This window comes from Litoribrevibacter albus (assembly GCF_030159995.1).
Taxonomy (GTDB): Bacteria; Pseudomonadota; Gammaproteobacteria; order Pseudomonadales; family Litoribrevibacteraceae; genus Litoribrevibacter; species Litoribrevibacter albus.
This window is the reverse complement of record NZ_BSNM01000006.1, coordinates 141801-168788: the sequence shown is the minus strand read 5'-3', so window position 1 is coordinate 168788 and position 26988 is coordinate 141801. Positions and strand designations below refer to the sequence as shown.

The window sequence follows — 26988 nt, the reverse complement described above, 5'->3', positions numbered from 1 at the left end:
GGAAATAGTTGTACATTACATGCGTGAAATAAAGTTTGATCAGACCATTAAGTTGTTACTTCTGGACCATTCTCAAAATGATGCAGAATTGATGGTTAGCTACCTCAGGAACTCGGGCCATGCCACCCGAGCAGAGTACGTAGACTCTTTAGAAACCTTTTCAGAGCTTATCAAATCAGGACACTGGGATCTGATGATTGCTCGTTATGAAGCAGAAAACCTGCCGTATAACGAAGCGATCGATGAAATTCTAAAACAAGACAAGGACATTCCAAGCGTCATTGTCTGTGATAACTTCACGCCTGAGCTCGTTGTAGAAACCATGATCAACGGTGCATCTGCGTTAGCCCCAAGAGATGATGCAGACCATCTTTTGCCAGTCATTAAAAAAGAATTACTCAGTCTGGCGTATCGCAGAGAATTAAGAAGCACCTACATTAATCTGCGAGAAGCAGAAAAACGCTGTAATTTACTTTTGGCTAACTCAAAAGATGCCATCGCCTATGTGCATGAAGGCATGCACATCTACAGCAACGATGCCTATATGAGTCTCTTCGGATATGACGACCCAGATGAGTTGGCTTGCATTCCGATCATCGACCTTGTTTCATCCGACAATCAAGACGATTTCAAACAGTTCCTGAAAGATTACCGAACGGATCCATCCAAAAAAGAATTCTCATGCTTGGTCAGTCGAGCCGATGACAGTGATGTTAAAGTCATCATGGAATTTACCGACGCCACTTATGATAACGAACAGTGCACCCAGGTAATTATTCGTCCAGACCAAGACAGTGAAAAGCTGGAAGCAAAACTGAAAGAAATCAGCAGCCAGGATTTGTTAACCGGCCTGTTCAATAGAAACCATTTACTGGAACAACTTGAAACGGCGTGTTCGCATGCCATCCAACACAACAAACCAAGTTCCTTCATGTACATCGAAATCGATGACTTCACTACCGCCAATATAGGCGTCAGTGTTTCTGATCTCGATATCATTCTGACTGACATTGCTCAATTGGTTCAGACACAACTGGGCGAGAAAGGTTTATGTGCGCGAGTAGGCGATGATGACTTTGGAGTCCTGTTCCCGCATTCTGACATTGAAGGCTGTAAACAACTTGGCGAAGAATTAAGACAACTGATCGAAGACCACTTATCTGAAGTAAACAGTCGCACGATTCAGGTGACAGCCAGCCTATCTTTGGTTCCAATCAACGAGACCACTACCAGTGCGAATGAAATTCTGACCCGCGCTACGGACACAGTCGCAAAAGGCAGGGAAAATAGCGAAAACAAAGGCAACTTCGTTCTCTTATACGTTCCTGAAAAGCCGAAATTGAGCGGCGAAAGCGCCATGGCAGAAGAACTCAAACAAGCGATAGAAGATAATCGCCTGAAAGTGCTCTTCCAACCAATCATTAGCCTTCGAGGTGATTCAAGAGAGATCTATGAAGCTCTGATTCGAATGGTGGATGAAGATGGCAAAGAAATCGAACCAAGCGACTTCCTGAAAGCCGCAAATCTTCACGGCATGTCGCTGGCGATGGACAAATGGGTCATCATCAACAGCATTAAACTGTTAAGCGCCCATTTATCCAAAGGGCATAATACCGTTCTCTTCATCAATATCACTGCTGCTAGCTTGTTAGAACCAACATTGCCGTCCTGGATCAGCAAAGCCCTAAGAGCTGCACGATTGCCAAATGATGCAATCGTCTTCCAGATTGCAGAAGAAGATGCCATTACGCATTTGAAACAGGCAAAAGAGTTCACTCAAAAACTGGCCGAGTTGAAATGTAAAGCGTCCATAAGCCACTTTGGTTGCGCTACTAACCCTTACAACACGCTGAAGCATCTGGTTGTGGAATACATCAAAATTGATGGTTCCTACACATCTCAGATTGAAAAGAGTGATGAAGGCTACGACGAGCTCACAGATATGATCAACGCGATTCAGGGCCAGGGAAAACTGTCTATTGTCCCTATGATTGAAAGCGCCTCAACCTTAGCTCAACTCTGGCAGACAGGTGTTAACTACATTCAGGGATACTTCCTGCAAGCGCCATCCAATACGATGGATTACGATTTTGGCGGAGATATCTAAGAAATTCAGCAATACACCACCATTAAAAAAGGCACCTTAAGGTGCCTTTTTTAATTCATCCTAATGACAATCATAAATCAAAGATGACTCTCGTCCCGATCTCTCATGCCAATTAGATAAAGAATTGCATCCAAGCCTAGATTTGAGATAGCGTGTTTTGCGGTTTTTCGAACTAATGGTTTTGCACGGAAAGCAACCCCCAAACCTGCCACACTCAACATCGGCAAGTCATTGGCACCGTCACCGACAGCAATTACCTGATCGAGAACAATACCTTCACGCTCAGCAATCTCCTTCAACAACTCGGCCTTTCTCTCACCATTTACAATGGTGCCCACCACGTCACCCGTAACCTTACCGTCCTGAATATCCAGCTCGTTTGCATGAACATAATCAATATTCAGTTTTTTCTGTAAATGCCGTGCAAAATAGGTAAAGCCACCCGATAAGATTGCAGTTTTATAACCCAAGGTATTCAGGGTTTTCAGTAACTGTTCGGCACCTTCTGTAAGTTTCAGCCGATCAGCAATGGAAGCCAGCACAGACTCATCAAGTCCTTTTAACAAGGCGACTCGACGACGGAAACTTTCATCAAAGTCGATCTCCCCTTGCATGGCTAATTCGGTAATTTCAGAGACCTGCTCACCCACACCCGCTTCTTTTGCCAGCTCGTCAATAACTTCAGCTTCAATTAAGGTTGAGTCCATATCAAAGCATACTAAACGACGGGTACGACGATACATATCGTCCTTCTGAACCGCGATATCCAACTCTAATTCAGCAGATACCTCCAGGAACTTAGCTTTCAATTCCGTCACATTATCAGAATCACCACGCACCGATAGTTCAACACAGGCTTTCTCTCGCTCGCGAGAATCATTCAACCCGATCCGACCAGACAAACGACTGATGTTATCAATGTTCAATTCAAACTCAGCAATAATGCTGGAGACTCTGGCAATGTGTTCAGCGGTAATTTTACGAGATAACAAGGTTACTATATGACGATCTTTCCCCTTATCGGATACCCATTCCTGATAACTTTCAGGCGAAACCGGAGAGAACCGAGACTGCAACCCCATATCATTAATACGGAACAGTACCTCCTTTAAAGCAGGCCACGAATCAGATCCTGAAAACTCTGCCAAAATTCCCAATGCCAACGTGTTGTGAATAACAGCTTGGCCTACATCTAAAATATTTACATTATGTTTTGCGAGAATGGCGGTTACTGAAGAGGTGACCCCTTGTTTATCAGGGCCTGAGATATTAATCAGAATTATTTCTTTCACTACGAAACCTGCATGAGACTCTGTCGTTAGGGTTGGAAAGCGTACGGCGCAAATGGTAACAGACTCGATTACAAAATAAGAGACTCTTGTTCTATTTAATCAACGTGCAAGATATACTTATTTTTTCATCTCTAAGTTATGCAAATCTAATTTTTCGAGCAACAATTATAACTATAGCTCCTCATTGAATGTGTACTCTATCGTGAAACAGTATTTCCTCGCAGTCGTTTCTAATTTTCGCTCATTGCATGCAGTTTTTGTGTGTTTGTTTACCGTGCTCTTATGCATTTCCAGTTGGTTAATATGGAACCAGTTGGATATACACGTTCGCTCCGATCTGATCCATCAATACAAGTCCATTGTTAAAACAACAACGGAACAAGCTGCACAGACCGCAAAGCCACTGATTCAAGCCAACGACCGCCTTAGTCTTCAGGTTTATGCAAAAGAAAGCATTGAGAAAAGACAACTCGACAGCATTACTTTTTACAGTCCATCCCAGGAAATTTTGGCGTATGCCAACCGCAAGAATGCTGCGCACATTTCTCAACGCGTGACCAGCTCAACGCAAATCACGTCAGACGATGTAACGCTTGGGAGTGTTACTGTGGTTCTTTCAACCGAACCAATTGAAAGTGTCCTGAACCAAACTACCAATCAGATTATTCTCATCTCTTTGGCGGTCTGGATCCTTGGAATCATTTTGTTGCGATCCCTGTTCCATGTGTACGATGTAAAAGTATCCTCTTTGGCACAGCGAATTAAGAATCCACAAAAATCGACACCTGAAGCCTCTGGGTTTCTTGAGCTTAAACCGCTTGAAGTTGAGCTCCATGAATTTGAGCAGAAAATTCTCGATCAACAGGAATTATCCAGCAACTTAAATCAACTACTGAACAACCAAGCACTTCAACAAGTATCCAAAGAATCAGAAAACCCTGAACTCTCAGTTCAAACCCGTACATCTTCCATTCTCTACGTTAAGGCGATGGGCCTAGACACCATGAGCCTTACCCTTTCAAAGAAAGAAAGTGCACGCTTGATCTCTGAGTACGTAAATCTATTGCAGCAAGCAGCGAAGCTGTATAACGGTTTTGTTCAGGTACAAGCCAATGGTCTGACGGTAATCTTTGGTGCACCTCAAACCATGAATGACCACTGTCTTCATGCGGTGTGTGCCGCCAGCTTCCTTTACCGACTATTAAATAATTACAATCAACAGCGCCATACTCAATCCAAGCCGCTTCTTAAATTCCAGATAGCGATTCACAGCGGAGATGTACATTGTTTTAACACGCCCGAACAAGCATCTATGGCGATTTTTGGCGATGCGATTTTCGAAGCAGCACAGCTGGCAAGCATGGCAAGGCCAGGACAAATCCTTCTTAGTGAAGAAGCCAGAAAGCAACCGGATTTAGAAAATAAGGTAGTTTGTAAAGGACCTTACAACTTGGGCAATCAGCAAGGGTTGCTGGTTTATCAGGTAAGCAGTTTGGAAGAAAACTATGACCAACTGATCGAACGTCAGGTGAAACATATCTCGTCGTTAAGACAGCCTGCCTAGTATTAACTAGGCAGCTTTACAGAGTCTCAGACTTGGCAACAATTACCAATCTGCATCGATGGTTTCAACAATCTCACCATCAGAATCATCCGCTTCAAATTCCTGACTCAGAAACTTCTTGCTGAATCGCTCATCGTCATCAGTGACTACACCCAAACGCATGTCGGTAATTTCAGTATCAGAGGTATCACGACTGATTAAAGAAGTACTACTAAATACCTCAACCGATTCTGCAGGCGACTCCCCTAACATATAAGCATCACACGCTTCGATATAGTTAATACAGATTCGCTGCCCATAAGGGTTAGTCTGCTCAACTCGGGCATACTCTCGCGCCTCTCTTTCAGCCTGTTCGATGGCATCATCGAAAGAATCTGCACGAAGAAGAACGATTCGCTCTTCCAGCATATCTAAATCTTCACGATAATCCGCATCAGGGTTTTCCACAAAACCATCAGTGAAGGTGCGATATAGCGTTTTAACAGCGTACCAATTCATGTTGAGCTCCTAAGTTAGATACTCGCATTGTAGTAAATTTGGCTTAGCTTACAATGGCTTTCTTCGAACTCCTTTGAGTTCAGTCTAAGTTTGGTGAGTCATCCGCACCAATAACACGATTTCGCCCTGCTTCTTTTGCCTTATACAAAGCCTCATCGGCCAGTTTTATCAATTCTTCATACCGGCCAACTTCTTTCGGCTTGGTCGCCACGAAACCGATACTCATAGACAGTGGTACTCGCTTACCTTCAAACGTCATTTCCAGCGACATAATATTAAGACGAATCATCTCTGCTAAGTATCGGGCTTTCTCTTTGGATGCCCCAGGAAGAATGGCAACAAACTCCTCACCACCGTATCTGGCAATGGTATCGGACGTTCGCTGCACGTTATCACTTAGAACTTTGGCCGTCGCTACAAGGCAAGTATCACCAAATAAATGACCATACTTGTCATTGATCTGTTTAAAGTTATCCAGATCCATCACCAACACAGCCAGTGAATTTCTATCCCGCTGAGCGCGCTTATATTCTTCCTCGGCTTTTGTGTCTAAATACCGTCGGTTATATAAGCCGGTCAAACTATCACGAATAGTTAATTCCTGAAGCTTATCGTTCAATGCTTCTAATTCAGCGGTTCGCTCCTGCACTCGCTGCTCCAAACGTTCGTTATCCTGTCGTTGTAGAGCCAATGCATGTTCTTGTGCTTCACGAGCCAGCCGCTCCTGAACAATAGCTCTCTGCTGAGCAGCAAAGCGCTTTTTCCGTTCCATATTAATCTGTTCAACCAACGCCATGGACAAAAGAATAATCTGCAATGCAGATCCATAGAGAGAAGCATTTTCCGTAAATAAGTTTCTTGGTAAAACACCAAATTTATTGAGCGCCAGAATCAAGCCACCCGCAAATAGGAACAACCAAGCCAAGGTAAAATACTGGATTGACCTACCAATAGAACGCCACAGATATAAGCCACCAGCCATTGCACAAAGACAAATCACTGTGCTCGAAAAGACCATTACACGAATCATAAGGTCATACGACAGGACGAAAGATAGAACGATGCACACGACACCCAACCAGGTTGCCCCTCGATAAAATAATTCCAACCGAGGTGAGCTCAATCTTAGGTCAAGATAAGAACGTATAAAGATGGTACCGAACACCAGCGACAAAGCCAGACTGACCAAAATACTCTGATCATTCCAATGAACGCCGGACGGCCAAATATATTGATACGCCAAACCAATCAAAGACGCCTGAAAAAAGCCATAGCTGACGACATAAAACACATAGTAAAGATTACTGCGCTGCCGCACTGTCAAATAAATCAGGCCATTGTACAAAGCCATCACTAGCAACAAGCCGAAATATACGCCAATAATCAGAATATCAATCTGATCATATTTCATCAGACCGCCATAACTCCACAGCCTGACAGGTACCTGGACAGCACTGCTGGTCTTCACCCGAATAAAGATATCTACCTCATCTAATGGCGATAACGTTACCGGAATGCGGAAATTTCGATGTTCAAATACACGGTTTGAAAAAGGCTGTTTATCCCCTAATTTGTAGAAGCTCTGTACATCGCCCTTCTTAACGACATACAGATCAACAAAGTCCAGAACAGGATAAGCAACTTCCACTACCCAGTCTGAGCTGAAGTGAGCAGCATTTAGTAGTGGCAGATGAAACCAATAAACAGAATGGGAGTAGCCAAAGTTTGGAGGGTTATGTTTGACACGATGCCAGACTCCGGAAGAACTCTCTTCCGACAAATCATTCAATGAGGAACTTCGATTCCGAGTTTGCCACTCTAAAGAAGAGAGTAATACTTCCTCTAAACTGGCCTGCCCTTCGACATCCTCATAAACGTACAGGTTATCAGATATTTCTTGATCTGAGACCTGATCAATACCCGCCAGATCCAACCTAGGGAAAAACTCTTCAGATGCAAAAGATGAGCTGGAAACAACAGATAACAGCGCAACAAGAACAGCCCAACGCCTAAAAAACAACAGTAAATATCGGAAGAGCTGACTCAAGAGAAAACCGTTTTCATTATTATCATAAGTAGGAAAAATACTGAGCGTAACCATAGAGCTTTAAGCCTAGAATCTCAAGTCATAGCTAGGGACAAACAAAGCATAGTAGTAGTGATACTAATAGGCACATCAGTAGAGCTTTTGACCTAAAAAATGAACATAACGCCCCATTGAACAATAAGGGCTACGAACACCAAAATAAGACTCTTTTTCCAAAATATCTTCCTGAGAGTGGCCTTTTGTTAGATGCTTATTTAAATAATCATCTAACACTCGAATGCCGGTCTGCTTGATCACCTGGCAATTTAACTCACTCAACCAGGTTTCCACTGTATCCGGCAGCAAAGGCCCCGGTGGGGTTAAACTTCGACCTTTAATCATCGTCAGAGCGGGATCAGCATTGGGGTCATCCATCTGCTCCATCCAACGATCCACCCAACGAAAATTACCTTTCAGTAAATTCCGGAAATAGACAGCCCCTTTGTTATAAACCGTCAGCGAGAAATACCCACCCGGCTTTACAAACTTTATCACGTGTGTGAGAACGTCTTTGGGATCGATCACCCATTCCAGAACCGCATGACACATCACAAAATCAAATGAGGAACCCGGCAAATGATCTGAAAGTGCCTGAATAGGAGAATGAACGTACTGATACTCTCCCAATAGCTCAGAATTGGATAACTCGCTTAAGTGTGTTCGTTGTGCCAAATTCAACATTTCCTTTGAAATGTCAGAGAGCACCGCATTGTGGCCTAATTGTGCCAACTCAAAACTGAGCTGCCCAAATCCACCACCAGCATCTAGAACAGACAGTTTGTCACCGGAAAACAGCTCGGGGAGGAAATTCTGAAAGTCCGTCCACAACCGGGCAAGACGAATATAGCCTTTTTGACTGCCGTATATTTTAGTAAGAAAGTGCTCAGCTATATCATCAAAATTTCTGTCTTGCTTACTCATTGATATCAACGCACATAATGAAAAGTAACTCGATTCGTTAATCCGGTAAGCAGTACATAACCGATGGTATCGCAACAAGCAGCGACCTGTTCAACAGGCACATGCTCGCCCCATAACTCAACCTGATCGCCCAACTTAACCCCTGGCACATCAGTCACATCAATGGTCAACATGTCCATAGATACACGCCCAACCAACTCAGTCATAACACCATTTATATAGCACGGTGTCCCTGTGGCAGCCGAACGAGGATACCCATCACCGTATCCCAAAGAGACAGTTGCAATCAGACGATCACTTTGACATTGATAGGTCGCGCCATAACCGATCCAATCTCCGGCACTGACGCTCTTTAATGCAATAACAGACGCTTTAAGCGTCATCACAGGGCATAAGTCATCAATCAACTGTTCGCTACCAAATGGAGATACACCATAAAGCATGATACCCGGGCGCACCCAATTACGATGCAAATCAGGCCTAGATAGAATCGCAGCAGAATTAGCAATGGACTGAGCAAAAGGTTCACCATCCACAATCTGCTCAAATACACTTAATTGGTTTCTGTTTTGTACATGCTCAATTTCATCAGCACAGGCCAAGTGAGTCATAACAACGATATCGATATACTGTTCTATTTGGGAAATCAAAGGTCTCGCTTCTAACCACTCAGACGGTGAAAAGCCTAATCGATGCATTCCGGTATCAAGTTTTACCCATACCCTCGAAATACCTTCCACACCCTCTTCAATAAGCTCACGCAGCTGTACCAAATTGTGGATAACAAGGTCTAGCTTATGCTCCTTCGCAACCGCTAATTCATGAGCGAAATTAAAGCCCTCTAGCAATACAATTGGAGCTACAATCCCGACACTGCGTAACGAAGCAGCCTCATCCAAGGTGGCCACACCAAATCCGCCCACCTGCGACTCTATAACTCGAGCCACCTCATTCGCCCCATGCCCATAGGCATCTGCCTTGACCATCGCAAGCACCGAGCTTTCTGGAGCCAAACTACGAATAATGTTTAAGTTATGAGAAATTGCGGCTAAATTTATCGTCGCAGATACACGAGAAGACATAAGTATTTCATACTAAAAACTATAAGAAACAGGCCGATAAGTTTACCAGATAAAAGTGCCAAAATATTAAAACAGTCAGATAAAAAATTTGCACTCGATCACATTCAACAAACCAACATATAAACAACCACTTATCGGCATAACATAAAGTAACTTATTTTTTTTAGTTTCTAACTCGACAAATAGAAATCAGTGACTACACTACGAAATTAATAAATGGGTAACATACGCACCAATTATTGACATATCGCAGTAAGTAAGTGTTAATTACTGGTGCAGTTATCTTAATAATAATTTTCAGGACGCCCACAATCTTAGGGATAAGAATTGGCACAAAGTCTGCTTTACTTACCCCACAAGATTATAGGCACAACCAATAACGGTTGACTTGGATATTTAACGTAAGTAAAAGGAAAACACTATGGCACAATTTACACGTCTTGCAGCAGCAATCGCAGCAGCTTCTCTTGCAGGTGCGGTTCACGCAGGTGATGTTGAAGTAACTATCGGCGGTGAAGTAGACTTCGCTTTTGAATACCACGATAACGATACCACCAACAGCAGCTCTTCTGTATACTTGGACACAGCTGAGATTTCTATTGAAGCTACAGATGGTACAACAACTGCTGGCCTAACAGCTGAATACCAAGGCGACAAAAATGACGTCACTGGCGCTGACAAAAAAGATACTCTAGGTATCGATAACGCCTTCCTAGAACACAAACTAAACGACAATTACTCTCTATTCGCTGAATACGACGACACTGTAATCGGTCTACAAGGCGAATCAATGATGTGGAACGACTCTTTCCACAAAAACGCAATTTATGATTACACCGACACCATGGCTGGTGTAAAAATCAAAGGCGGTCCTATCTCTTCTACCATTTACGTAGCTCAAGGCCGCTCTGGTGACGACGATCTACAAGAGTTCGGTACGTCTGTTGACTACTCTGCAGACATGTTCACTGCACACTTCGGTTATGTAAGTGACGCAGTCGATAGCGTTGGCAGCCCTGTAGGCGCATTCTCTTTCGGCGGTACTGCAAACGTTAACAACATTGTTTTGATCGCAGAATACGTAATGCTTTCTGATGAAGTGAACGACGAAGACCCTACTTTCCTTCAGCTAGAAGCTAACTACGAGATGAATGGTTACACCTTAGGTGCAGCTTACTTCACTTCTGACGAAGCTGAAGCATTTGGAGAGCCAGAAGATCGTATCGCTCTTTCTGTAGCTAAAGACATCTCTGACATGCTTTGGGTTCAAGCAGAAGTTGATTTCGACAGCGCTTATAATGACAACGATGACAACTCTCTATGGCTAGTTGCTGGCGCTTCTTTCTAAGCTGAAGCCCGATACTAGTATCGAGTAAAAAGGCACCCTAGGGTGCCTTTTTTATTTCCACGAAGATATTAAATGAACTTCAAAGCGATTATTTCTGCCCCTCTGTTACTATCTCTAACTTAATTTCGCCAACACAGATTCAGGGACCGCTTTCATCAACTGACTAACTACACTCCAGGGCTTTTTAGGGACAGTAGATACCTTTACTCCCTTCTGAATTAAGCTCAACATTTCTTTTGCACCTTGCTCTGCAGAGATCAGAAATGGACGACTCGCCATATGCTTATTAATGTCAGTATCAATATACCCAGGAAACAAGGTGGTCGTTAGAACCTTAGACCCTATTAACTCCATTGAGAGAGATTCCATATAGCTCTTTACTGCCACTTTCGATGCACAATACGAGGAATGATTTGGCAACCCCCGAAATGCAGCCACAGATGAAATAGCAACAAACTGCCCTGCGTTTCGTTCTTTAAAAAAGGGAAGGATGGCCTCTGCTGTAGCCATAAGACCTAAAACATTAGTTTCAATTACAGATTTATGAGCTTCAAAGCCACCCACACCTACAGGTTTACTCACACTGATACCTGCATTAGCAATGACTATGTCAAGACCACCTAACGACTGATCAGCGACACTAATAACATCAAATACACTTGGGTAATCAGTCACATCTAAAACATAGATTTCAACGTGCGCACTGGGATTCACACTTACAATCTCTTCCCGAACTTCTGCAAGTTGCTCTTGATTACGCCCGGTTAAAGCCAACAAATATCCGTGTTTAGCCATCTCAACAGCCAACGCCCGACCAATCCCCCTTGCGGCACCAGTAATCAAACACGTCTTTGACATATGCTCCTCCTTTTGTTGTAAGAATGAGCATACCCCACATCACGCTATGCTGAAACTTAATCCTACGATCTACTCCAAGCGAACACGATACGCCTCATCCAACGAAATCACACCTTCTCGGGCCAGTTTCAACGCACACTCAGTAAGAGGCGTCATTCCTTCTTTTCTAGCTAATTCTTCCAGCTGAACAGGATTCGGATTGGACACGATCAGTCGGCGCATCTCCGGCCCAACCTGAAGTAATTCATATACTGCCCGACGCCCCATAACACCAGTTTGCATGCAATCCACGCAGCCCTCGCCTTTATGAAACACCTCATCAGCCGATACTCCCACCAACTCACACATACCGGCATCCGGTTGGTATTCGTGAGAGCAATGCGGACAGTTCAAACGAACCAACCTCTGAGCGATCACCGCAATTAAACTGGAATTGATCATATAGGGCTCAATGCCCATTTCCAGAAGGCGACTAATGGATAAACTCGCGCTGTTTGTATGCAGAGTAGAAAGCACCACATGCCCGGTTAACGCACTTTCTGAAGCGATCGTCGCCGTTTCTTTATCCCGAATCTCACCCACCATAATGACATCAGGGTCATGCCGAAGCATCTGTCTAAGCACTCTTGCAAAGGTCATATCAATCTTTGACTTCACTTGAACCTGAAGCACATCAGGCATGTGATATTCCACAGGATCTTCTACGGTAATGACATTCACATTCCGTTTCACAATCTCATTCAGCGCAGCATAGAGCGTGGTACTTTTCCCCGACCCCGTTGGCCCGGTAACTAAAATCATCCCTGAAGAGCGATTGATTAAGTGTGTAAACTTCTCTCTATCCGTCTCGGAAAAGCCAATTTCATCAATACCTTTCAAGCCCGCTGACGTATCAAGAATACGCATAACCACGCTTTCGCCGTAGACACTGGGCAAGATTGAAATCCTCAAATCCACGGCCTTTCCGGAATGTTTCAAATGCGTACGACCATCTTGCGGTAAACGGTGCTCTGCAACGTTCATTCGGCCAATAATCTTGATTCGACTAACCAAAGAAGACAGCATCGACCTAGAGAATCTTTTTATTGGAATTAACGAACCATTAACCCGAAAGATCAGATCAACGTGTTTTTCTTGAGGTCGAATATGAATATCTGATGCTTTCTTATTAATTGCATCCGAGAGAATGTTAGCCACCAAACGAACGGTAGGTCGATCAGAACCGTCAGATTCACTGGTTACCTCTTCAGCCTGATCGTAGAGCTTTTCATCCCCATTATTCGATGACGCCTCCGCCTGAATAAAAATTTCGTCGGAGGAGAGAGGGCTATAGAGATTATCAATTGCGTGTCTCAGTGCCCGCTGATTAGTGACTACCGGTTCAATGTCTTTACCCACCAAAAAGCGTAGTTGTGTCATTACGCCATAGTCAGCAGGATTCGTCATCGCAACGACGACACGATCCTTATGAAACATAATGGGGAAGATATTCAAATTTCTCGCTGTAACTTCATCAAAGAGCGCAATGGCCTTTTGATCCGGCTCGATCATATCGACCTCAACATATGGCAACCCCAGACATTGAGCACGGGCGAGCTGAATATCACCCTCCCGATATATTCCCGTTGCCAATAGATGCTGAATTACATCAGAATCTTTCTTCTTATCCTGTAACTCCATTGTAAGGCTTCTGAATTCGTCTTCAGAAAGGTGATCATTAAACCTTAATTGCTCCAGAATCGACTTCCGGGTAGGTAACAAACCGGTGCGTAACATCTCCCCTAACTGCGCCCGAGAAGTGATCTTCAAATCAACGCTCTGCAACTTGCTCTCGGATTCCACTTTCAGAGATGTTTTCACATGATATTGCAGAAGATGCGCCCTCGGTATCAACACCCGATACACATTGTTATCGTGCACTCGAAATACGTGCAACAAAGCAGGCGTTTCCACAATAGCTACAGCTCGACTGACAAACACCTCTTTATCACTGAAAACAAATTCGTAGCACTGGGCATCCTGCTCAATATCAGCATCAACATCCAATAAGGGATCAGAAAAAACGATGGCTCGATACTCAGACAACAGATCGGTTCGCTTGCAACCATTCTCAAATAAGGTCAAGGTTCCATCTTTTACATCGTAACGAAGTAAGGTTGCAGAGCCCCCTTTTTGATCACAGCGAAAGTACGAGACCGTAGGTTGCTCCAAGGTCATGTCTTTACCGTAGCCATCAGGCGGATTACACCAAGAATCAGATTCAGCGAGCATAAAATTATTTCCCTATAGACACACATTGAGTATATGCCAAGAAACAGGAAACGAAGGGGAAAATGCTCAGGAATTAATCAGAAGACAGCGGTAACGCCATCTCCTGAAAAGAGGATCAAACCGTAACAGATTGAAATGTAAAAGTTTGATCTAGGGACAAGGACAGCGTTTGTCCTGGAAGAATTTGCCCAACCCCTTTTGGAGTTCCGGTCAGAACAACATCCCCCGGCATTAAGCTGAAGAATTGAGAGGTATAACGCAATAACTGCAAAATAGGGGTCAGCATATCGCTGGAGTTGCCAGATTGTACTCTATTGCCATCAATATCCAGTGACACATCCAGGTCAGACAGATCACTTAACTCTGAAGGCTTCACAAATCCACCAATTGGGCATGAACCATCAAACGCTTTGGCTTTTTCCCAAGGCTGACCTTTTTCTTTTAATTGAGACTGCAAGTCTCTCAAGGTCAGATCCAGCGCACCCGCCACGCCAAGAATGGCTTTTTCACAATCAGCCAATGACGGTAACTCACCGTCCTGCGCAATAATGGGCTCACCAATCAAGATGGCTATCTCAGTTTCGTAATGAACCTCACCAAACCCTTGAGGCACTTTGACAGGCTGAGAAAAATCCACCAAAGACGTGGCTGGTTTCATAAACAATAATGGTTCAGTAGGAATCGGGTTATTCAGTTCTTTGGCATGTTCCGCGTAGTTGCGTCCCACACACACGACCTTACCCACAGGAAGAGGAATTTCCTCCCCTCCCTGCCACTGATGTTTGTAAGCAACACGTTGAGTCTTAGACATCCAAGATTTTCCCAGGATTCATAATATTGTTTGGATCGAACGCCAGTTTAAGCGCCTTCATATACTCAATCTCAGCTTCACTGCGAGTATAAGTCAGTGCATGTTTCTTGGTCATACCTACACCATGCTCAGCAGACACAGAGCCCTGGTATTTTTCAACAATCTCAAACACCCAACGACTTACATCCTTACACTTGGCAAAAAAGTCTTCTTTAGGAAGATTTTCTGGTTTCAGGATATTTAAGTGCAGGTTGCCATCGCCGATGTGACCAAACCAAATAATTTCGAAATCAGGGTAATGCTCAGTAACAATCGCTTCAATTTCATTCAGGAACGGAGGAACCTTAGACACAACCACTGAGATGTCATTCTTGTACGGTGTCCACTCTGAAATGGTTTCAGAGATGTCTTCACGCAGACGCCATAGGTTTTTGGCCTGAGTTTCACTCTGACTCATCACACCATCCAGAACCCAACCCTGCTCCATACATTCTTCAAACAGAGTCATGGCAACATCTGCGGTCTCATCGGATAGATTTTCAAATTCAAGCAGCGCGTAATATTCTGCTTCGGTATCGAACGGACGAGGTACATCACCACGAGCAATCACTTTCTGCATCGCTTTCTCAGAGAAGAACTCAAATGCAGTAAGATCCATCTTAGATTGGAAGGTATTAAGTACACTCATGATCGCTTCAAATTCAGGCACACCTAACACAAGCACCGTAAGAGGCAATGGCTGACGAGCCAAACGCATGGTTGCTTCGGTAATCAAGCCCAGAGTGCCTTCACCACCGATAAACAACTGACGCATGTCGTAACCTGTGTTGTTTTTCACCAAGTCTTTATTGAGCTCTAGAACATCACCCTTACCGGTAACAACTTTAAGCCCTGCAACCCAGTCACGTGTCATGCCGTAACGGATCACCTTAATCCCTCCGGCATTGGTAGAAATGTTACCACCGATCTGACTAGAACCGGCCGACGCAAAATCTACCGGATAAAACAATCCATTATCTTCAGCAAACTGCTGTAATTGCTCGGTAATTACACCAGAACCACAAACAACCGTACGGTCTACTGCATTGAAATCACGAATCTCGTTCATGTAATCCATTGCAACCACAATTTCACCATTGGCTGCGACAGCACCAGCACTTAAGCCAGTGCGACCACCGGATGGAACAATCGCCACTTGCTGTTCATTCGCTAGCTTTACAATCTCCTGAACCTGTTCGGTGGTTTTCGGAAAAACGATCGCCAATGGCTTTGGCTCGTAGATTTTTGTCCAGTCTTTGCCGAACTGCTCTAAAGAATCCTGATCGGTTCTAACCTTATCAGCGCCCACAATTGACTGTAATTGTTCGATAATTTGTTCTGAACTCACGGTACTCATGCCCTTCTAAACGCTCTCGCTTATCAAAATAATGCAGCAAATTGCCACAAGCCACTACCATTGACGGGCGCCTATGGTAACATAAGTGCCCTCAAAATTGAGCGTCTCGTATAATACGGGATTTCTCGGGAAAGATTGACAAATTATGTAAGGTCAACGAAACATGTCCAAGACATCTCTTGATAAAAGCAAGATCAAATTTCTTCTTTTAGAAGGTGTTCACCAATCCGCGCTGGACACTCTGGAACAGGCTGGATACACCAACATTGAATATCTTAAAACGGCACTACCTCAGGAAGAGCTGAAAGAAAAAATCAAAGATGCTCACTTCGTTGGCATTCGCTCCCGTACTCAATTGACCAAAGAAATCTTTGATTCGGCAGAGAAATTAATTGCAGTTGGCTGCTTCTGTATTGGTACTAACCAAGTAGATTTGAGTGCAGCAACAGAGAAAGGCGTTGTAGTTTTCAATGCACCTTACTCAAACACTCGCTCTGTAGCAGAACTAGTGATCGCAGAAGCGATCATGCTACTTCGTGGCATTCCTGAGAAGAATGCCGTTTGCCACCGTGGCGGTTGGTTGAAGAGCGCTGCTGATTCCTATGAAATTCGTGGCAAAAATCTGGGTATCATTGGTTACGGCAGCATCGGTGCACAGGTATCGGTTCTTGCTGAATCGTTAGGCATGAAAGTGTTCTTCTACGACACGATTACAAAACTGCCTTTGGGTAACGCCACTCAGGTTCGTGACTTAAACGAACTACTAGGCATGTCAGATATCGTTACTCTGCACGTTCCTGAAACACCAGAAACCAAAAACATGTTCGGCAAAGCTGAATTCGATGCAATGAAAGACAAGAGCATCCTTTTGAATGCGTCTCGCGGTACTGTTGTTGATATCGATGCATTGGCAGCTGCGCTAGCAAGCAAGAAGCTACTAGGTACAGCCATTGACGTATTCCCGGTTGAACCACGTGGCAACGATGACGAGTTTGTCTCTCCTCTACGTGAATTCGACAACGCCATCCTGACACCACACATCGGTGGTAGCACTCAGGAAGCCCAAGAAAACATTGGTCTTGAAGTAGCAGAGAAACTGGTTAAGTACTCAGACACTGGTACGTCAATTTCTTCTGTAAACTTCCCAGAAGTAGCACTTCCAGCCCACCCAGGCCAACACCGTATTCTTCACATCCACCAGAATGTTCCTGGTGTATTAACTGAAATAAATACAGTGTTCTCTCAGAACAACATCAACATCAGCGGTCAGTACCTGCAAACCAATGAGAAAGTGGGTTATGTAGTAATTGATGTTGAGGCTGATTTCAGCCAATTGGCTTTGGAAAAACTACAACAAGTGAATGGAACCATCAGAATTCGTCGCTTGTTCTAAGAAGCCCTTTTTAAGAAACCGTACTAAAGTGTTTCTTATTGAAAAAGCCTGCAGTTAGTTACTATACCCTGCGGGCTTTTTTGTATTAGACTTATCACATTCAGTGCATCAAAGGACACTGATTTATTGAAATCAGTATTATCACTTTAACGGAGAAAGTTAAATGAAGAAACTACTACCACTGGGTGCAGCTCTTGCAGTGACTGTTGCGCTTACTGGCTGTGAAACTCAACAGCCTCAACCTGTTGCAGCAGCGCCGGTTTACGATTGTGTTTTCCCTGACGCACCTAATACACCAGCTCCAGGCTGGATTTGCGATGAGCCTGTAGAAGGTGTTGAAGTTTCAGCAGTAGGCTCCTCTCAGCATTCTGCAGCTGGTCATTCGCACATGAAACAAATGGCTGCAACGGATGCTCGTGTTCAGCTAGCTCAACGCATGAAAGTACATGTTCAGAACATGGTAAAACAGTACGTTGAAACTACTGGCGCTGGCGACACAGAAACTGTAGACCGCGTAATGACCTCTGTAACCAAGCAGATCACTGACGAATCTTTGGTTGGTAGCCGCGTATACAAAAGCCGTAAGAGCCCGAATGGCACGCTTTACGTTCTTGTTGGCCTAGACGATATGCAAGCTGAAGAAGCAGCGAAAGAAGCACTTAAAACGTCTATGAAAAACGAACGTGCTTTATGGCAGCAATTCAAAGCCCAAAAAGGCCATGAAGAGCTAGCTGATGAAATTGCTAAATACCGTGAAATGAACAAGTAATCACGAGTTTAGCGGCAGTCGAACATATCGACGGCCATAAAAAAACCGGGCAATGCCCGGTTTTTTGTCACTGATAAATGGCTAGAGATACTCAAACAAGCCTTTAACCAGATCACCACCCATCTTATCCGAGATCTTCTTCATCGCCCTCTGGCGAGCCAGGTCTTGATCATAGGCACCACCTTTAGCATCAACACCATACGCCTTAAGGATCTGCCCCTTGTCATCCTTCACTTTCATATTGCCTTGCAACAACACGAACTGAGTTCCCTGGTTTTGTTTTTCGATCTTCGACAGATTAAAACTAACCACTAACTCGGAAGCACCATGAGACACCACCTTAACTCCCTGCCCGGTTAGCTGTTCAGCCAATTCGATGGCCATTGAACGGGCAAGTTCATTCTCTGGGTACAAACGGACTCGAATGCGTCCCAACATATCGTAAATTCGCTGCTGCAACCCCGACGGATCGTAATTCAAGGTACTGGCCGATTTATCATTTGCGGCTAACAACTTCAATTTATCAGCGTTTAACTGATACGAACGAATCTTTGGTAACGCCGGCAAGAAGAACTTAATGTCGTCCATCAAATTGCCGGATTCGCTACGATTTTCAAACTGAGATAAATCCAGCTCCATCGTTTGTAAATCCTGACGCAATGATGAGATAGCGCGTACTCGATCCAAACGAACTAATGCATAAACAGATCGGGCAACCGTATCCTCAAATGAATCCAGGCGCTCGATACCGGACATTTCAGTCTCAGGCACACGACTCTTAACAATAACTTCCGCCGTTCTCGAAACCACAGAGTCATTGACATTGGTCGTCGATGTCAGACTTTGGGAAACATTCACCTTTAACTGCTTGATCAGATCACCACGAGCCACGTCTTCCGCTTGCTGTAAGGCTCTGATTTTGTCGCCATAGACTTCTGCACTGCCGACTCCGTAAAGATATTGAGAATCGTGTGGCGGTGTCATCACCCACTCAGGCGCACCTTGGCTTTCTAATCGTTGCTCACTGGATGCCGGCGTAATCACATGAGACGACTTACACCCCACAAGAGCAACAACCAACCCAATCCCTAGCGCTCGAATTAATGTCATTTTCTCTTCCTTAAACGAACAATGCCGAGAGTTCTCACCCCCGGCATCTTTATCCACTAGCCCGGATTAAAAACCAAAGCTGCTTTTTTCTTGGAATTTCTGGATCTTTTTAGTGCCATTCCACACTTCGCGATTGGTCAGCATGTCGATCAACTTTAAGTCCACTTGATAAGAAGTTACGCGATCGCCATCCAGAGAATCCACAAAGGAGTTAATGGAGCCGGATAGAGCAAACCGTGCACCAGTCTCTTCACCCATAGCTACCTGGGTATCGGTACGCGCATTAAACTCCTGATCTCGACGCTCTGAACGCACATCATCACGCTCCGAACCACCAGCAACGAAGTCTGCACGACCACTGCGAATCACCGCGCGCTTCAAATCGTTTGAGAAGGTCTCTACCGCAATGTGTTCATGAGACTTATTGCGAATACGCTGAATAATGACTGTCGGACGCGTACCCGGGTTCTGACGCTCGTAATCCGCCGCCCAAGGGAATGACAACATATCAGAGATCATTTCTTCTGATACCAAGCGTGAATCGGTCGCATTCCAGCGATCGGTCAACGCCACTTCCGTGTTGGTATCAACGCGAGATACTTTAGTCGTCTGACATCCTGCAACTGCAGTCAGTGCAGCTACCGTCATAATAGAAAGGGCGGTCTTTTTAAATGCGTTAGTCATTTTTTCTTCCTTGCCACAAATTTTTATTAAATCACTATGTTTAAAATTCTAACAGATCTGACCTGTACGAACGAAAATTAGTTCAAATACTTCCCAAACGCCGAAAATGCGTTGGACTCAGGTTCACTCTCTTCCTGAATCAGCGTCTGTTGCTCAACATGACTCAGCTGAGGGAAAGAACGCTGGCGCCACACATGAATCTGGCCTTTCTCTAACTTCACCATCTGGTCAGCAGAAACGATTCCTCGACCTCGGGAAAAGGTATTTGAAAGCGATAAATTATATTCACCCGCCACCATAGGCACCCGAACGACGTGAACTTCCGCAGGTAAGGTTAACCAGGTTCGGGTATCCGCCCGAGCCGTGGTAGCGGTCAACGCTTTCAAACCATAATTAATCAAGGCGTTGTCTTCACCAAGCGCACTGCTGGCAGACTCAACCAACAAGGTATTCTTGAGAGTCTCACGAGCCAACGCCTCATACAAATCGGTACGCGCTTTCAGAATTTGCTCATTCAAAGCCAAGCGAGCCAACGATTCAGCTTTCACCAGTGGATACTCTAAGCCATTAACCGACAATATATTTTGATCCGTCACAGAACGAACTGGTGGATAGTAAGGTACAGCCACACGTACACCTCCGTCTCTCAGAGCCGTATCTATGTTCAGGCTCTCTACCAAATCCCAGGCAGGCCCTAGAATTACACGCTTATTTATTAACGTGCGAACCACATTATCCAAACCACCGTTGGAATAACGCTCCACCACATCCAAAATACCTTTGTCGGCGTACATCATCCAAAACCAGGCGTACTTGTCTGAACTCTCTTGCCCAGCCCCGGTTAATAACGGTGTTAGTACCATCTCTTGCCGAGACGGCTCGACGTACATAACGAAGTTCAACTCTTTCTTCTGTGGAACAAAATCCAGATGATTCAGAACAACCAACTCTGCATCGGAATTCTTATACTCACGAAGCTTGTCGCGTAAGTCATCATCGAGCTTTTCCCACTTTAATTTACTGATGCTTGAATCCCAACCACCCGCTTTCTGCATCATGCGAATGGTATCCAGCCAAGCTTGCCCGACCATGTCATCGCCGACACCCACTTGCTTGGCGTAGCCTTTTTCATAGAGTTCCGCAGCTTTCTGATAGGAAATACGAGCATCGTCCCATTCTTTTTGTTGCTCATAGAGCAAGCCGGACAAGTAATGGGAATAAGCGTTCTCACGGAAGATCAGCTTGTCTTCATCAATGTAGTTGCCTAACAACTTCTCAAATAAAGATAAAATTTGTGTGAAGGTTTGCTCTTCTTTGTCTTCAGCATCCTGATAAGAGCCGCGCTCATTTTTCAATTTCGTCAATTTATTATCCAGACGACGAGCCTCAACCAATGCACTGTCTAATAGCTCTGAGCGCTGAATACGGCCACTCGCCTGCTCTGCCAAGAACAAATAATTCAACGCCTTATAATAATTGATATAGACATCTTCAAACACCTGGCCTTTGTAATCAGCAATAGTTGGGTTGCTCATAGCGACCATCAAAGCTTCACTGACACTTTGCGTATAAAACTCCTCAACGAGTCGCTCAGCTTCTTCCAATAAGCGATTGCTCTGCTCATACTCGCCATTCAGATGTTTGAGCACACCTAATTCCATGTAATAAAGAAGTCGATCTGAACCGTCTGGTTGAACGACTTTTTCAAATTCTTGAGCGGCCTTATCGGGCTGACCAGATTGAGCGTAGGTTAATGCCGTTTGAATATCATTCCCGTAGGTGGCACAGCCACTGGCAAACACCACAAACCACAAGATAATGAAATGTCGATACATTCAAGTTTCCCTTTGATCTTTTTTTGTTCTATGTCGACGAAGGTCGGAATTTGATTAGTCTATAATACTTAACGCTCTACGCAAGTGTGCAAATACCTTCTCACGGTATTCAAGACTTTCACACACCAGATGATGACGACCGTCTTCGATAGTGTATAAAGCCACTTCGGAGAACAATCGCTGAAGCACCTTAGTATTATGACGCCAATCTACCGTTTGGTCGTCCGTCCCCTGAATAATGGAAATGGCCATATTAACTGTAGGGCGTTTTTCAACATCGGGAATCCAACGTTCGAGAGCTGAAACCCAATCCACTTCCAATCGATGATGTTGTAACGGGTCTGAGGTACGAATAAATTTCAGGAAGGCCTGATCATGACTGTTCTCAGAAAAAGAACGAACGATGCTGTCTACAAACGGACGCAGTATTGTCAGCATGACTCGGGCTTTAAACCAGCTCACAGGACGAACCAAAGGTGCAAGCAGCACCACATTCGCAAACGGGCAAGAATTTCGATCAAACCCATGCTGAGTCAGATAATCGACCAACACCGCACAACCGGTACTCTGTCCGATTACACTCCAGCGATGTTCTGAATTGATGCCGACATGCTCCATCACGGCGGTTAAGGCATCCTGATAACTTTCGAAAGAATCAATGGTGGCCCGTTCACCGGTGGACAACCCATGACCTGGTAAATCAAAGGCGGTGACAGAAAATCCGAGTTCGAGGCATTCACGTATTAAATACTTATATAAGCCCACATGGTCGTAATAACCATGCAGCACCAACACCTTGCCCAACTCATTCTTGGCTTTAAATTCCTGAACACAAATATCGTAGTTATGAGACTTAACCAGCCAAGCGGTTTGTGTGGCTAAGCCAAGAGAATAGAAATCCAGCCCGTAGAACTGCCAATAGGATTTCATGATAGGAATCACATCATCACTGTTGGTAATCCTATGATGAACCCCTACAGTATGTTGTTTCTGGCGAAGTTCAGAAAGCCCTGATCTGATATCGTCAGCTGACCAATCCATGTCTCAATTCTACGTCTATTAATGGAGTCCCTAGATTAGTTGTCAGCGCCCTAAATGAAAAGCGCTTTTTCAGGTCGCCCCTGAAATAACAGGGCTCTTCTAGTTCAAATGACCCGCGTGGCTATCGGCCATTTCCATGTGATTCAAGCTATTTATCAGGGATTGATCAATCTCCTCATAGCGCTTTAGCTCCCCACCAAAGTGATCAGCAAACTGTTGTGCCGCCGATTTGCTAGAAAACGCTGCTAAGGTTGGTCCCATTGCACCCAGCTGTTGATGACCGATCACATAATAAGCCGACTTTGCATCTACATATGTGGCGTTACTCATATCTTCCCAGCTGGCAGACGATACATCCTGAACGAAGACATTCTGGATTCGATGGCTGTGCTCAGGCTGTAACGCATAAGCAAAGAGATCGCGCGTTGAGCAAAACGCTAACGGTCGGTCACTGCCACGGGTAAATAACTGCCCTTTTGGCCCTGGGAATTGATTGATGATCATCCCGCAGAGGTCACATTCCTGTCCGTTATGAATATGCACAGGAACTTGTTCAACCTGTGCCACCGGCTCTTTTTCGCCACAGCCAAACAACCCGAACACCAACACCAAGCTAAAAACCGAACCAACAACTGATCTAGTCAGTGAGAACGCACTCATTACGATAACTCCTTGCGTTTTAGGATCCATGCAGACAAGAGTAATGGCAGCGCCACCCAGCTCAACATCACAACACTCAAATGAACAATACCGTTTGAACCCTGATCGGCAATGCTTAACACGCCGGTCAAATTAGTACTTCCAACAATCATATAGACAAAAATACGAAACACATCGGTTGGATTGAACCACAACAGATAAGGTACCCAGGTTTGATTGATATCGCCCTCACTGGCCACCAGCAACGCCATCAACATCAAATCAAACACCAAGACAAACAAGAACCAAACCACTAATGCCAAGCCAGCCGCTTTCGACTTTTCCGCCACACACAAGCTGATCACATAGGCCAAGGCAATAAATACCCAGCCAAGAACACTTGCCGCAACAATAAAGGCGCTAAAGGCCAACAGCACTTCAGCGACGTTCACATCACTCATGATTGAAATCACCACCGCCGGAATACCAAACCCGACCAATGCCGCCGCACTGAGAATCGCCGCCTGCCCCATAAATTTGCCTAACAACAATTGGTTATGACTGAGCGGATAGGTCAGCAATAACAGCAAAGTACCCTGCTCCAACTCCCCCACAAAACTGTTATAAGCCAACATCAATGCAATCAAAGGCACTAACATCACACACAGGCTACCAAGACTCACCAGCGTTGATTCCAAGGAAGAAAAACCTAGCACCCCAGCGGTTGCCGAACCGAAATAGGCCAAGCCCAAAGAAAGCAACACAAACACCACTGCAATGGAGATCGCCCAGCGATTGCGAATGCCATCTCGAAATTCTTTTTGAGCCACAATCAATATCTTATTCATCGCTCAACCTCCGCCATAGCTACGTCAGATGTCATACCAGCCACCCCACCCGATAAGTAGAAATGATACAAATCTTCCAACGACGGTTGTTTGAGTTGCAGATCCTGCACTTGCTCCTGGGCCAATAGACGCTTCATCACATCCAGTTTATGGTCTGCGGTTACAGTAAAACGCTCTCTGCCCTCTGAATCCGCCAACCAGGTAGAATCCTTGAGATGGCCATTCAACAAACTTTTAATTTCACTCTGAGACACGCCGGAAACCATCACTTCCGTCGGAAGCGCCGCTTCCGCTCTCAGCTCATCCAGTGTTCCCAAAGCCAATTTGCGTCCTTTGCTGAGAATCATCGCCCGGTCGATATGCCCTTCGATGCCAGGCAGTACGTGCGAACAAAGAATGACTGCACAGCCCGAGGTCTTGAGGCGATCCACCGTTTGATAGAACTCACGCGTTGCCACCGGATCAAGCCCCACCGTTGGCTCATCCAATATCAATAACTTTGGACTGCCCAGAAACGCTTGCGCCAAACCTAACCGCTGACGCATCCCTTTCGAATAGGTTTTCACCTGACGATCAGCAGCGTGAGCCAGATTCACTTCGTCCAACAAGCTGTCGGCATGACCCTTGGTATGACCTTTCAACTTGGCAAAATAATGAAGCACTTCCCGACCGGTTAACTGATCGTAGAAGCTGACATTTTCCGGTAAGTAACCAAACTGGCGACGATATTCGTGTGCGCCATTGGAGCGAGGACAATGTCCCAACGCCAAAACCTGACCCGAAGTCGGGGCTAACACACCAAGAATCAGTTTCATCAAGGTACTTTTACCGGCGCCGTTATGACCAAATAGCCCTAAGGCTTCACCAGCAGGTAAAGAAAAGGTCAACGGATGTAAGGCCTGCACGCTACGGTAGTACTTACTTACCTGTTGAAGTTCTACGACTGCATCGTTCATCGATGATCTCCTGCCAGTAAGTTATTCGTCTCTGTTTTAAACACCGTAGGGTCATTCCCCGGTGACATCATAGGAAAGGAATCTTTCACGCCGGTGGATTTCAACACGGGAAACTGCTGCTGCACCCAACGCAACAACAACACTGCGGGGCTGTCCATCAACATCTTGGCTTCCGGGTACTTCCAGAATAACTTATCGACACTGTCATTGGGCTCAAAGGCCACGTCACCATAGCCATTACCATCCATGTCCCACCCGCGATAATTACTCCAGTAATTGCCTTTACCATCCTGACTCCATTCCTGTGTCCGATTCGAGACATATTTCACCTGAACCGGATTTTCAATAAAGCTATTTCCGAAGACTTTGACATTCTCAGAACCCGCAGTGAGATGAATACCAATCTCTGCGCGTTCGATGTAGTTATTGCTGATGGTGTTATAGCCTGAGTTGTAGATGAACAAAGCTTTGCCATCTCGCCCAAGGACTTTGTTCTCAGGCTTGGTCCAGACGTTCTTAATGACATTACCATCGATGGTGGAATAAATGATGTAGTTCATCAAGAAACCATAGTCCTCACTGTTCTCAGTGATGTTGCCACGGATTTCTAGGTATCGGGAATTCATCATCGCGTACCCGGCTCGGGTACTGTACGCATAATTGTTAAGAATTTTGTTGCTGTAGGAATACATGTAGTGAATGCCATAGCGCAAATCGTGCATCACATTTTTTTCTAACACATTCCCCTGGCTGTTGATGACATACAGCCCATCACGGGTTTTACTGACTTCATTGCCCGTAACCTGACTGTCTTTCATGCTCGACAACTGAATGCCATTGCCTCTGTCGGCAGATCGCAACGCTGTATTACCTACGACTCTGTTATTAATGACTTTACTGCCACTGCCTCTTTGCAGCCAAATGCCAAAACCACTGCCTTCCAGATAATTATTTTCAATCACCAGCCCGTTGGAGTCCCGCTCTGAATAAATACCGGAATTTTGCTCGGTTAAATCATCACCCCAATTTTTGATGGTTAAGTTTTTAAGCGTGACATTTTCCGCCAGCACCAACACAGCATGACCCTGTCCTTGCGCATCAATAACGGCTTCGCCAGAACCTTCTAACGCAATACTGGTCGAGATCGTATAATTCCCTAAATAGAGACCGTCTTCGAGTAGTACCCTGTCTTCGTTCTGCGCTTGATCCAGAACGGCTTGCAGATTTTGTGCAGGCGTGACATTCCAGTCTTTAGCCTGCAGTGGTGAGACCACAAACCATAAAGACAACATCATCAGATGGAATACTAACCGCATTGCACGCTGCATAAGCTGCTCGATAAATCCTAAAAAATAGACCCTTTAAACGTAAAACAAGCATAGCGCTATTCACACTATGCTTGCTTGAGCCAGATCAGGTCGAACCTATTCAGGTCGAACCTATTCAGGTCGAACCTATTCAGGTCGAACCTATTCAGGC

General features: G+C 44.9%; 22 protein-coding genes. 5 read left to right on the top strand and 17 right to left on the bottom strand.

Features of this window, described 5'->3' with window-relative positions; genetic code table 11:
• The first annotated feature begins 19 nt into the window (after nt 1-19).
• The gene (locus tag QQL66_RS05550) at nt 20-2107 is read left to right on the top strand and encodes an EAL domain-containing response regulator (RefSeq protein WP_284379736.1); all 2088 of its coding nucleotides are present in this window, start codon (nt 20-22) and stop codon (nt 2105-2107) included.
• Between the two features lie 77 nt (nt 2108-2184).
• Here the strand turns inward: QQL66_RS05550 and serB are convergent, their stop codons facing one another.
• Complete coding sequence (gene serB / locus QQL66_RS05545) at nt 2185-3399, bottom strand: phosphoserine phosphatase SerB (RefSeq protein ID WP_284379733.1); 1215 nt, start codon at nt 3397-3399, stop codon at nt 2185-2187.
• 313 nt (nt 3400-3712) lie between these two features.
• Here serB and QQL66_RS05540 point away from each other — a divergent pair, with 313 nt between their 5' ends.
• Nucleotides 3713-4963 carry an adenylate/guanylate cyclase domain-containing protein gene (locus QQL66_RS05540; RefSeq protein WP_284379731.1) on the top strand — a complete coding sequence of 417 codons (1251 nt, stop codon included), beginning with the start codon at nt 3713-3715 and terminating at the stop codon, nt 4961-4963.
• Nucleotides 4964-5005: 42 nt separating this feature from the next.
• On the opposite strand, the gene QQL66_RS05535 is transcribed toward QQL66_RS05540, so the two are convergent.
• From QQL66_RS05535 to alr, 4 genes are all read right to left on the bottom strand, one after another.
• Entirely contained in the window at nt 5006-5461 is a 456-nt protein-coding gene (locus QQL66_RS05535) for a DUF4288 domain-containing protein (protein WP_284379729.1), read from the bottom strand.
• Between the two features lie 79 nt (nt 5462-5540).
• Entirely contained in the window at nt 5541-7562 is a 2022-nt protein-coding gene (locus QQL66_RS05530; RefSeq protein WP_284379726.1) for a sensor domain-containing diguanylate cyclase, read from the bottom strand.
• A 75-nt stretch (nt 7563-7637) separates the two neighbouring features.
• On the bottom strand, nt 7638-8468 hold the full coding sequence (locus QQL66_RS05525) for a methyltransferase domain-containing protein (protein WP_284379723.1): 831 nt from the start codon (nt 8466-8468) through the stop codon (nt 7638-7640).
• A 5-nt stretch (nt 8469-8473) separates the two neighbouring features.
• Nucleotides 8474-9550 (bottom strand): alanine racemase, encoded by a 1077-nt coding sequence (gene alr, locus QQL66_RS05520; protein WP_284379720.1) that lies wholly within the window; start codon nt 9548-9550, stop codon nt 8474-8476.
• Between the two features lie 421 nt (nt 9551-9971).
• On the opposite strand from alr, the gene QQL66_RS05515 reads away from it, so the two are divergent.
• Nucleotides 9972-10898, top strand: coding sequence for a porin (locus QQL66_RS05515; RefSeq protein WP_284379719.1), 927 nt, complete (start codon nt 9972-9974; stop codon nt 10896-10898).
• A gap of 114 nt (nt 10899-11012) precedes the next feature.
• Here QQL66_RS05515 and QQL66_RS05510 read toward each other — a convergent pair whose 3' ends face one another.
• The 4 genes from QQL66_RS05510 to QQL66_RS05495 form a co-directional block, all read right to left on the bottom strand.
• The gene (locus QQL66_RS05510; protein ID WP_284379718.1) at nt 11013-11756 is read right to left on the bottom strand and encodes an SDR family NAD(P)-dependent oxidoreductase; all 744 of its coding nucleotides are present in this window, start codon (nt 11754-11756) and stop codon (nt 11013-11015) included.
• 69 nt (nt 11757-11825) lie between these two features.
• Entirely contained in the window at nt 11826-14027 is a 2202-nt protein-coding gene (locus QQL66_RS05505; RefSeq protein ID WP_284379716.1) for a GspE/PulE family protein, read from the bottom strand.
• A 115-nt stretch (nt 14028-14142) separates the two neighbouring features.
• Nucleotides 14143-14838 (bottom strand): fumarylacetoacetate hydrolase family protein, encoded by a 696-nt coding sequence (locus QQL66_RS05500; RefSeq protein WP_284379713.1) that lies wholly within the window; start codon nt 14836-14838, stop codon nt 14143-14145.
• Nucleotides 14831-16234 carry an FAD-binding oxidoreductase gene (locus QQL66_RS05495; RefSeq protein ID WP_284379710.1) on the bottom strand — a complete coding sequence of 468 codons (1404 nt, stop codon included), beginning with the start codon at nt 16232-16234 and terminating at the stop codon, nt 14831-14833. The genes QQL66_RS05500 and QQL66_RS05495 overlap by 8 nt, the downstream gene beginning before the upstream one ends.
• A gap of 163 nt (nt 16235-16397) precedes the next feature.
• On the opposite strand from QQL66_RS05495, the gene serA reads away from it, so the two are divergent.
• Together serA and QQL66_RS05485 are read left to right on the top strand one after the other, a co-directional pair.
• Nucleotides 16398-17627 carry a phosphoglycerate dehydrogenase gene (gene serA / locus QQL66_RS05490; RefSeq protein ID WP_284379708.1) on the top strand — a complete coding sequence of 410 codons (1230 nt, stop codon included), beginning with the start codon at nt 16398-16400 and terminating at the stop codon, nt 17625-17627.
• A 163-nt stretch (nt 17628-17790) separates the two neighbouring features.
• On the top strand, nt 17791-18396 hold the full coding sequence (locus tag QQL66_RS05485) for an LPP20 family lipoprotein (protein ID WP_284379706.1): 606 nt from the start codon (nt 17791-17793) through the stop codon (nt 18394-18396).
• A gap of 81 nt (nt 18397-18477) precedes the next feature.
• Here QQL66_RS05485 and QQL66_RS05480 read toward each other — a convergent pair whose 3' ends face one another.
• The 8 genes from QQL66_RS05480 to QQL66_RS05445 form a co-directional block, all read right to left on the bottom strand.
• Nucleotides 18478-19506: an LPP20 family lipoprotein gene (locus QQL66_RS05480; RefSeq protein WP_284379704.1), complete on the bottom strand. Its 1029-nt coding sequence runs from the start codon at nt 19504-19506 to the stop codon at nt 18478-18480.
• Nucleotides 19507-19572: 66 nt separating this feature from the next.
• A complete protein-coding gene (locus tag QQL66_RS05475; protein ID WP_284379703.1) occupies nt 19573-20190 on the bottom strand; it encodes a penicillin-binding protein activator LpoB in 618 nt (205 codons plus the stop codon).
• A 77-nt stretch (nt 20191-20267) separates the two neighbouring features.
• Complete coding sequence (locus QQL66_RS05470; protein ID WP_284379701.1) at nt 20268-22025, bottom strand: COG3014 family protein; 1758 nt, start codon at nt 22023-22025, stop codon at nt 20268-20270.
• 54 nt (nt 22026-22079) lie between these two features.
• Nucleotides 22080-23066: an alpha/beta hydrolase gene (locus QQL66_RS05465; RefSeq protein ID WP_284379699.1), complete on the bottom strand. Its 987-nt coding sequence runs from the start codon at nt 23064-23066 to the stop codon at nt 22080-22082.
• A 99-nt stretch (nt 23067-23165) separates the two neighbouring features.
• A complete protein-coding gene (locus QQL66_RS05460; protein ID WP_284379696.1) occupies nt 23166-23726 on the bottom strand; it encodes a nitrous oxide reductase accessory protein NosL in 561 nt (186 codons plus the stop codon).
• Complete coding sequence (locus QQL66_RS05455; protein ID WP_284379694.1) at nt 23726-24553, bottom strand: ABC transporter permease; 828 nt, start codon at nt 24551-24553, stop codon at nt 23726-23728. Before QQL66_RS05455 ends, QQL66_RS05460 begins: the two co-directional genes overlap by 1 nt.
• The gene (locus QQL66_RS05450; RefSeq protein ID WP_284379691.1) at nt 24550-25509 is read right to left on the bottom strand and encodes an ABC transporter ATP-binding protein; all 960 of its coding nucleotides are present in this window, start codon (nt 25507-25509) and stop codon (nt 24550-24552) included. The genes QQL66_RS05455 and QQL66_RS05450 overlap by 4 nt, the downstream gene beginning before the upstream one ends.
• Nucleotides 25506-26837, bottom strand: coding sequence for a nitrous oxide reductase family maturation protein NosD (locus tag QQL66_RS05445; protein WP_284379689.1), 1332 nt, complete (start codon nt 26835-26837; stop codon nt 25506-25508). The genes QQL66_RS05450 and QQL66_RS05445 overlap by 4 nt, the downstream gene beginning before the upstream one ends.
• Between the last annotated feature and the right edge of the window lie 151 nt (nt 26838-26988).

Coding starts and splice junctions, on each gene's coding strand:
- QQL66_RS05550 (WP_284379736.1), top strand. CDS start 20: ATGCGTGAAATAAAGTTTGATCAGACCATTAAGTTGTTACTTCTGGAC.
- QQL66_RS05535 (WP_284379729.1), bottom strand. CDS start 5,461: ATGAATTGGTACGCTGTTAAAACGCTATATCGCACCTTCACTGATGGT.
- QQL66_RS05530 (WP_284379726.1), bottom strand. CDS start 7,562: ATGGTTACGCTCAGTATTTTTCCTACTTATGATAATAATGAAAACGGT.
- QQL66_RS05525 (WP_284379723.1), bottom strand. CDS start 8,468: ATGAGTAAGCAAGACAGAAATTTTGATGATATAGCTGAGCACTTTCTT.
- alr (WP_284379720.1), bottom strand. CDS start 9,550: ATGTCTTCTCGTGTATCTGCGACGATAAATTTAGCCGCAATTTCTCAT.
- QQL66_RS05515 (WP_284379719.1), top strand. CDS start 9,972: ATGGCACAATTTACACGTCTTGCAGCAGCAATCGCAGCAGCTTCTCTT.
- QQL66_RS05510 (WP_284379718.1), bottom strand. CDS start 11,756: ATGTCAAAGACGTGTTTGATTACTGGTGCCGCAAGGGGGATTGGTCGG.
- QQL66_RS05505 (WP_284379716.1), bottom strand. CDS start 14,027: ATGCTCGCTGAATCTGATTCTTGGTGTAATCCGCCTGATGGCTACGGT.
- QQL66_RS05500 (WP_284379713.1), bottom strand. CDS start 14,838: ATGTCTAAGACTCAACGTGTTGCTTACAAACATCAGTGGCAGGGAGGG.
- QQL66_RS05495 (WP_284379710.1), bottom strand. CDS start 16,234: ATGAGTACCGTGAGTTCAGAACAAATTATCGAACAATTACAGTCAATT.
- serA (WP_284379708.1), top strand. CDS start 16,398: ATGTCCAAGACATCTCTTGATAAAAGCAAGATCAAATTTCTTCTTTTA.
- QQL66_RS05485 (WP_284379706.1), top strand. CDS start 17,791: ATGAAGAAACTACTACCACTGGGTGCAGCTCTTGCAGTGACTGTTGCG.
- QQL66_RS05480 (WP_284379704.1), bottom strand. CDS start 19,506: ATGACATTAATTCGAGCGCTAGGGATTGGGTTGGTTGTTGCTCTTGTG.
- QQL66_RS05475 (WP_284379703.1), bottom strand. CDS start 20,190: ATGACTAACGCATTTAAAAAGACCGCCCTTTCTATTATGACGGTAGCT.
- QQL66_RS05470 (WP_284379701.1), bottom strand. CDS start 22,025: ATGTATCGACATTTCATTATCTTGTGGTTTGTGGTGTTTGCCAGTGGC.
- QQL66_RS05465 (WP_284379699.1), bottom strand. CDS start 23,066: ATGGATTGGTCAGCTGACGATATCAGATCAGGGCTTTCTGAACTTCGC.
- QQL66_RS05460 (WP_284379696.1), bottom strand. CDS start 23,726: ATGAGTGCGTTCTCACTGACTAGATCAGTTGTTGGTTCGGTTTTTAGC.
- QQL66_RS05455 (WP_284379694.1), bottom strand. CDS start 24,553: ATGAATAAGATATTGATTGTGGCTCAAAAAGAATTTCGAGATGGCATT.
- QQL66_RS05450 (WP_284379691.1), bottom strand. CDS start 25,509: ATGAACGATGCAGTCGTAGAACTTCAACAGGTAAGTAAGTACTACCGT.
- QQL66_RS05445 (WP_284379689.1), bottom strand. CDS start 26,837: ATGCAGCGTGCAATGCGGTTAGTATTCCATCTGATGATGTTGTCTTTA.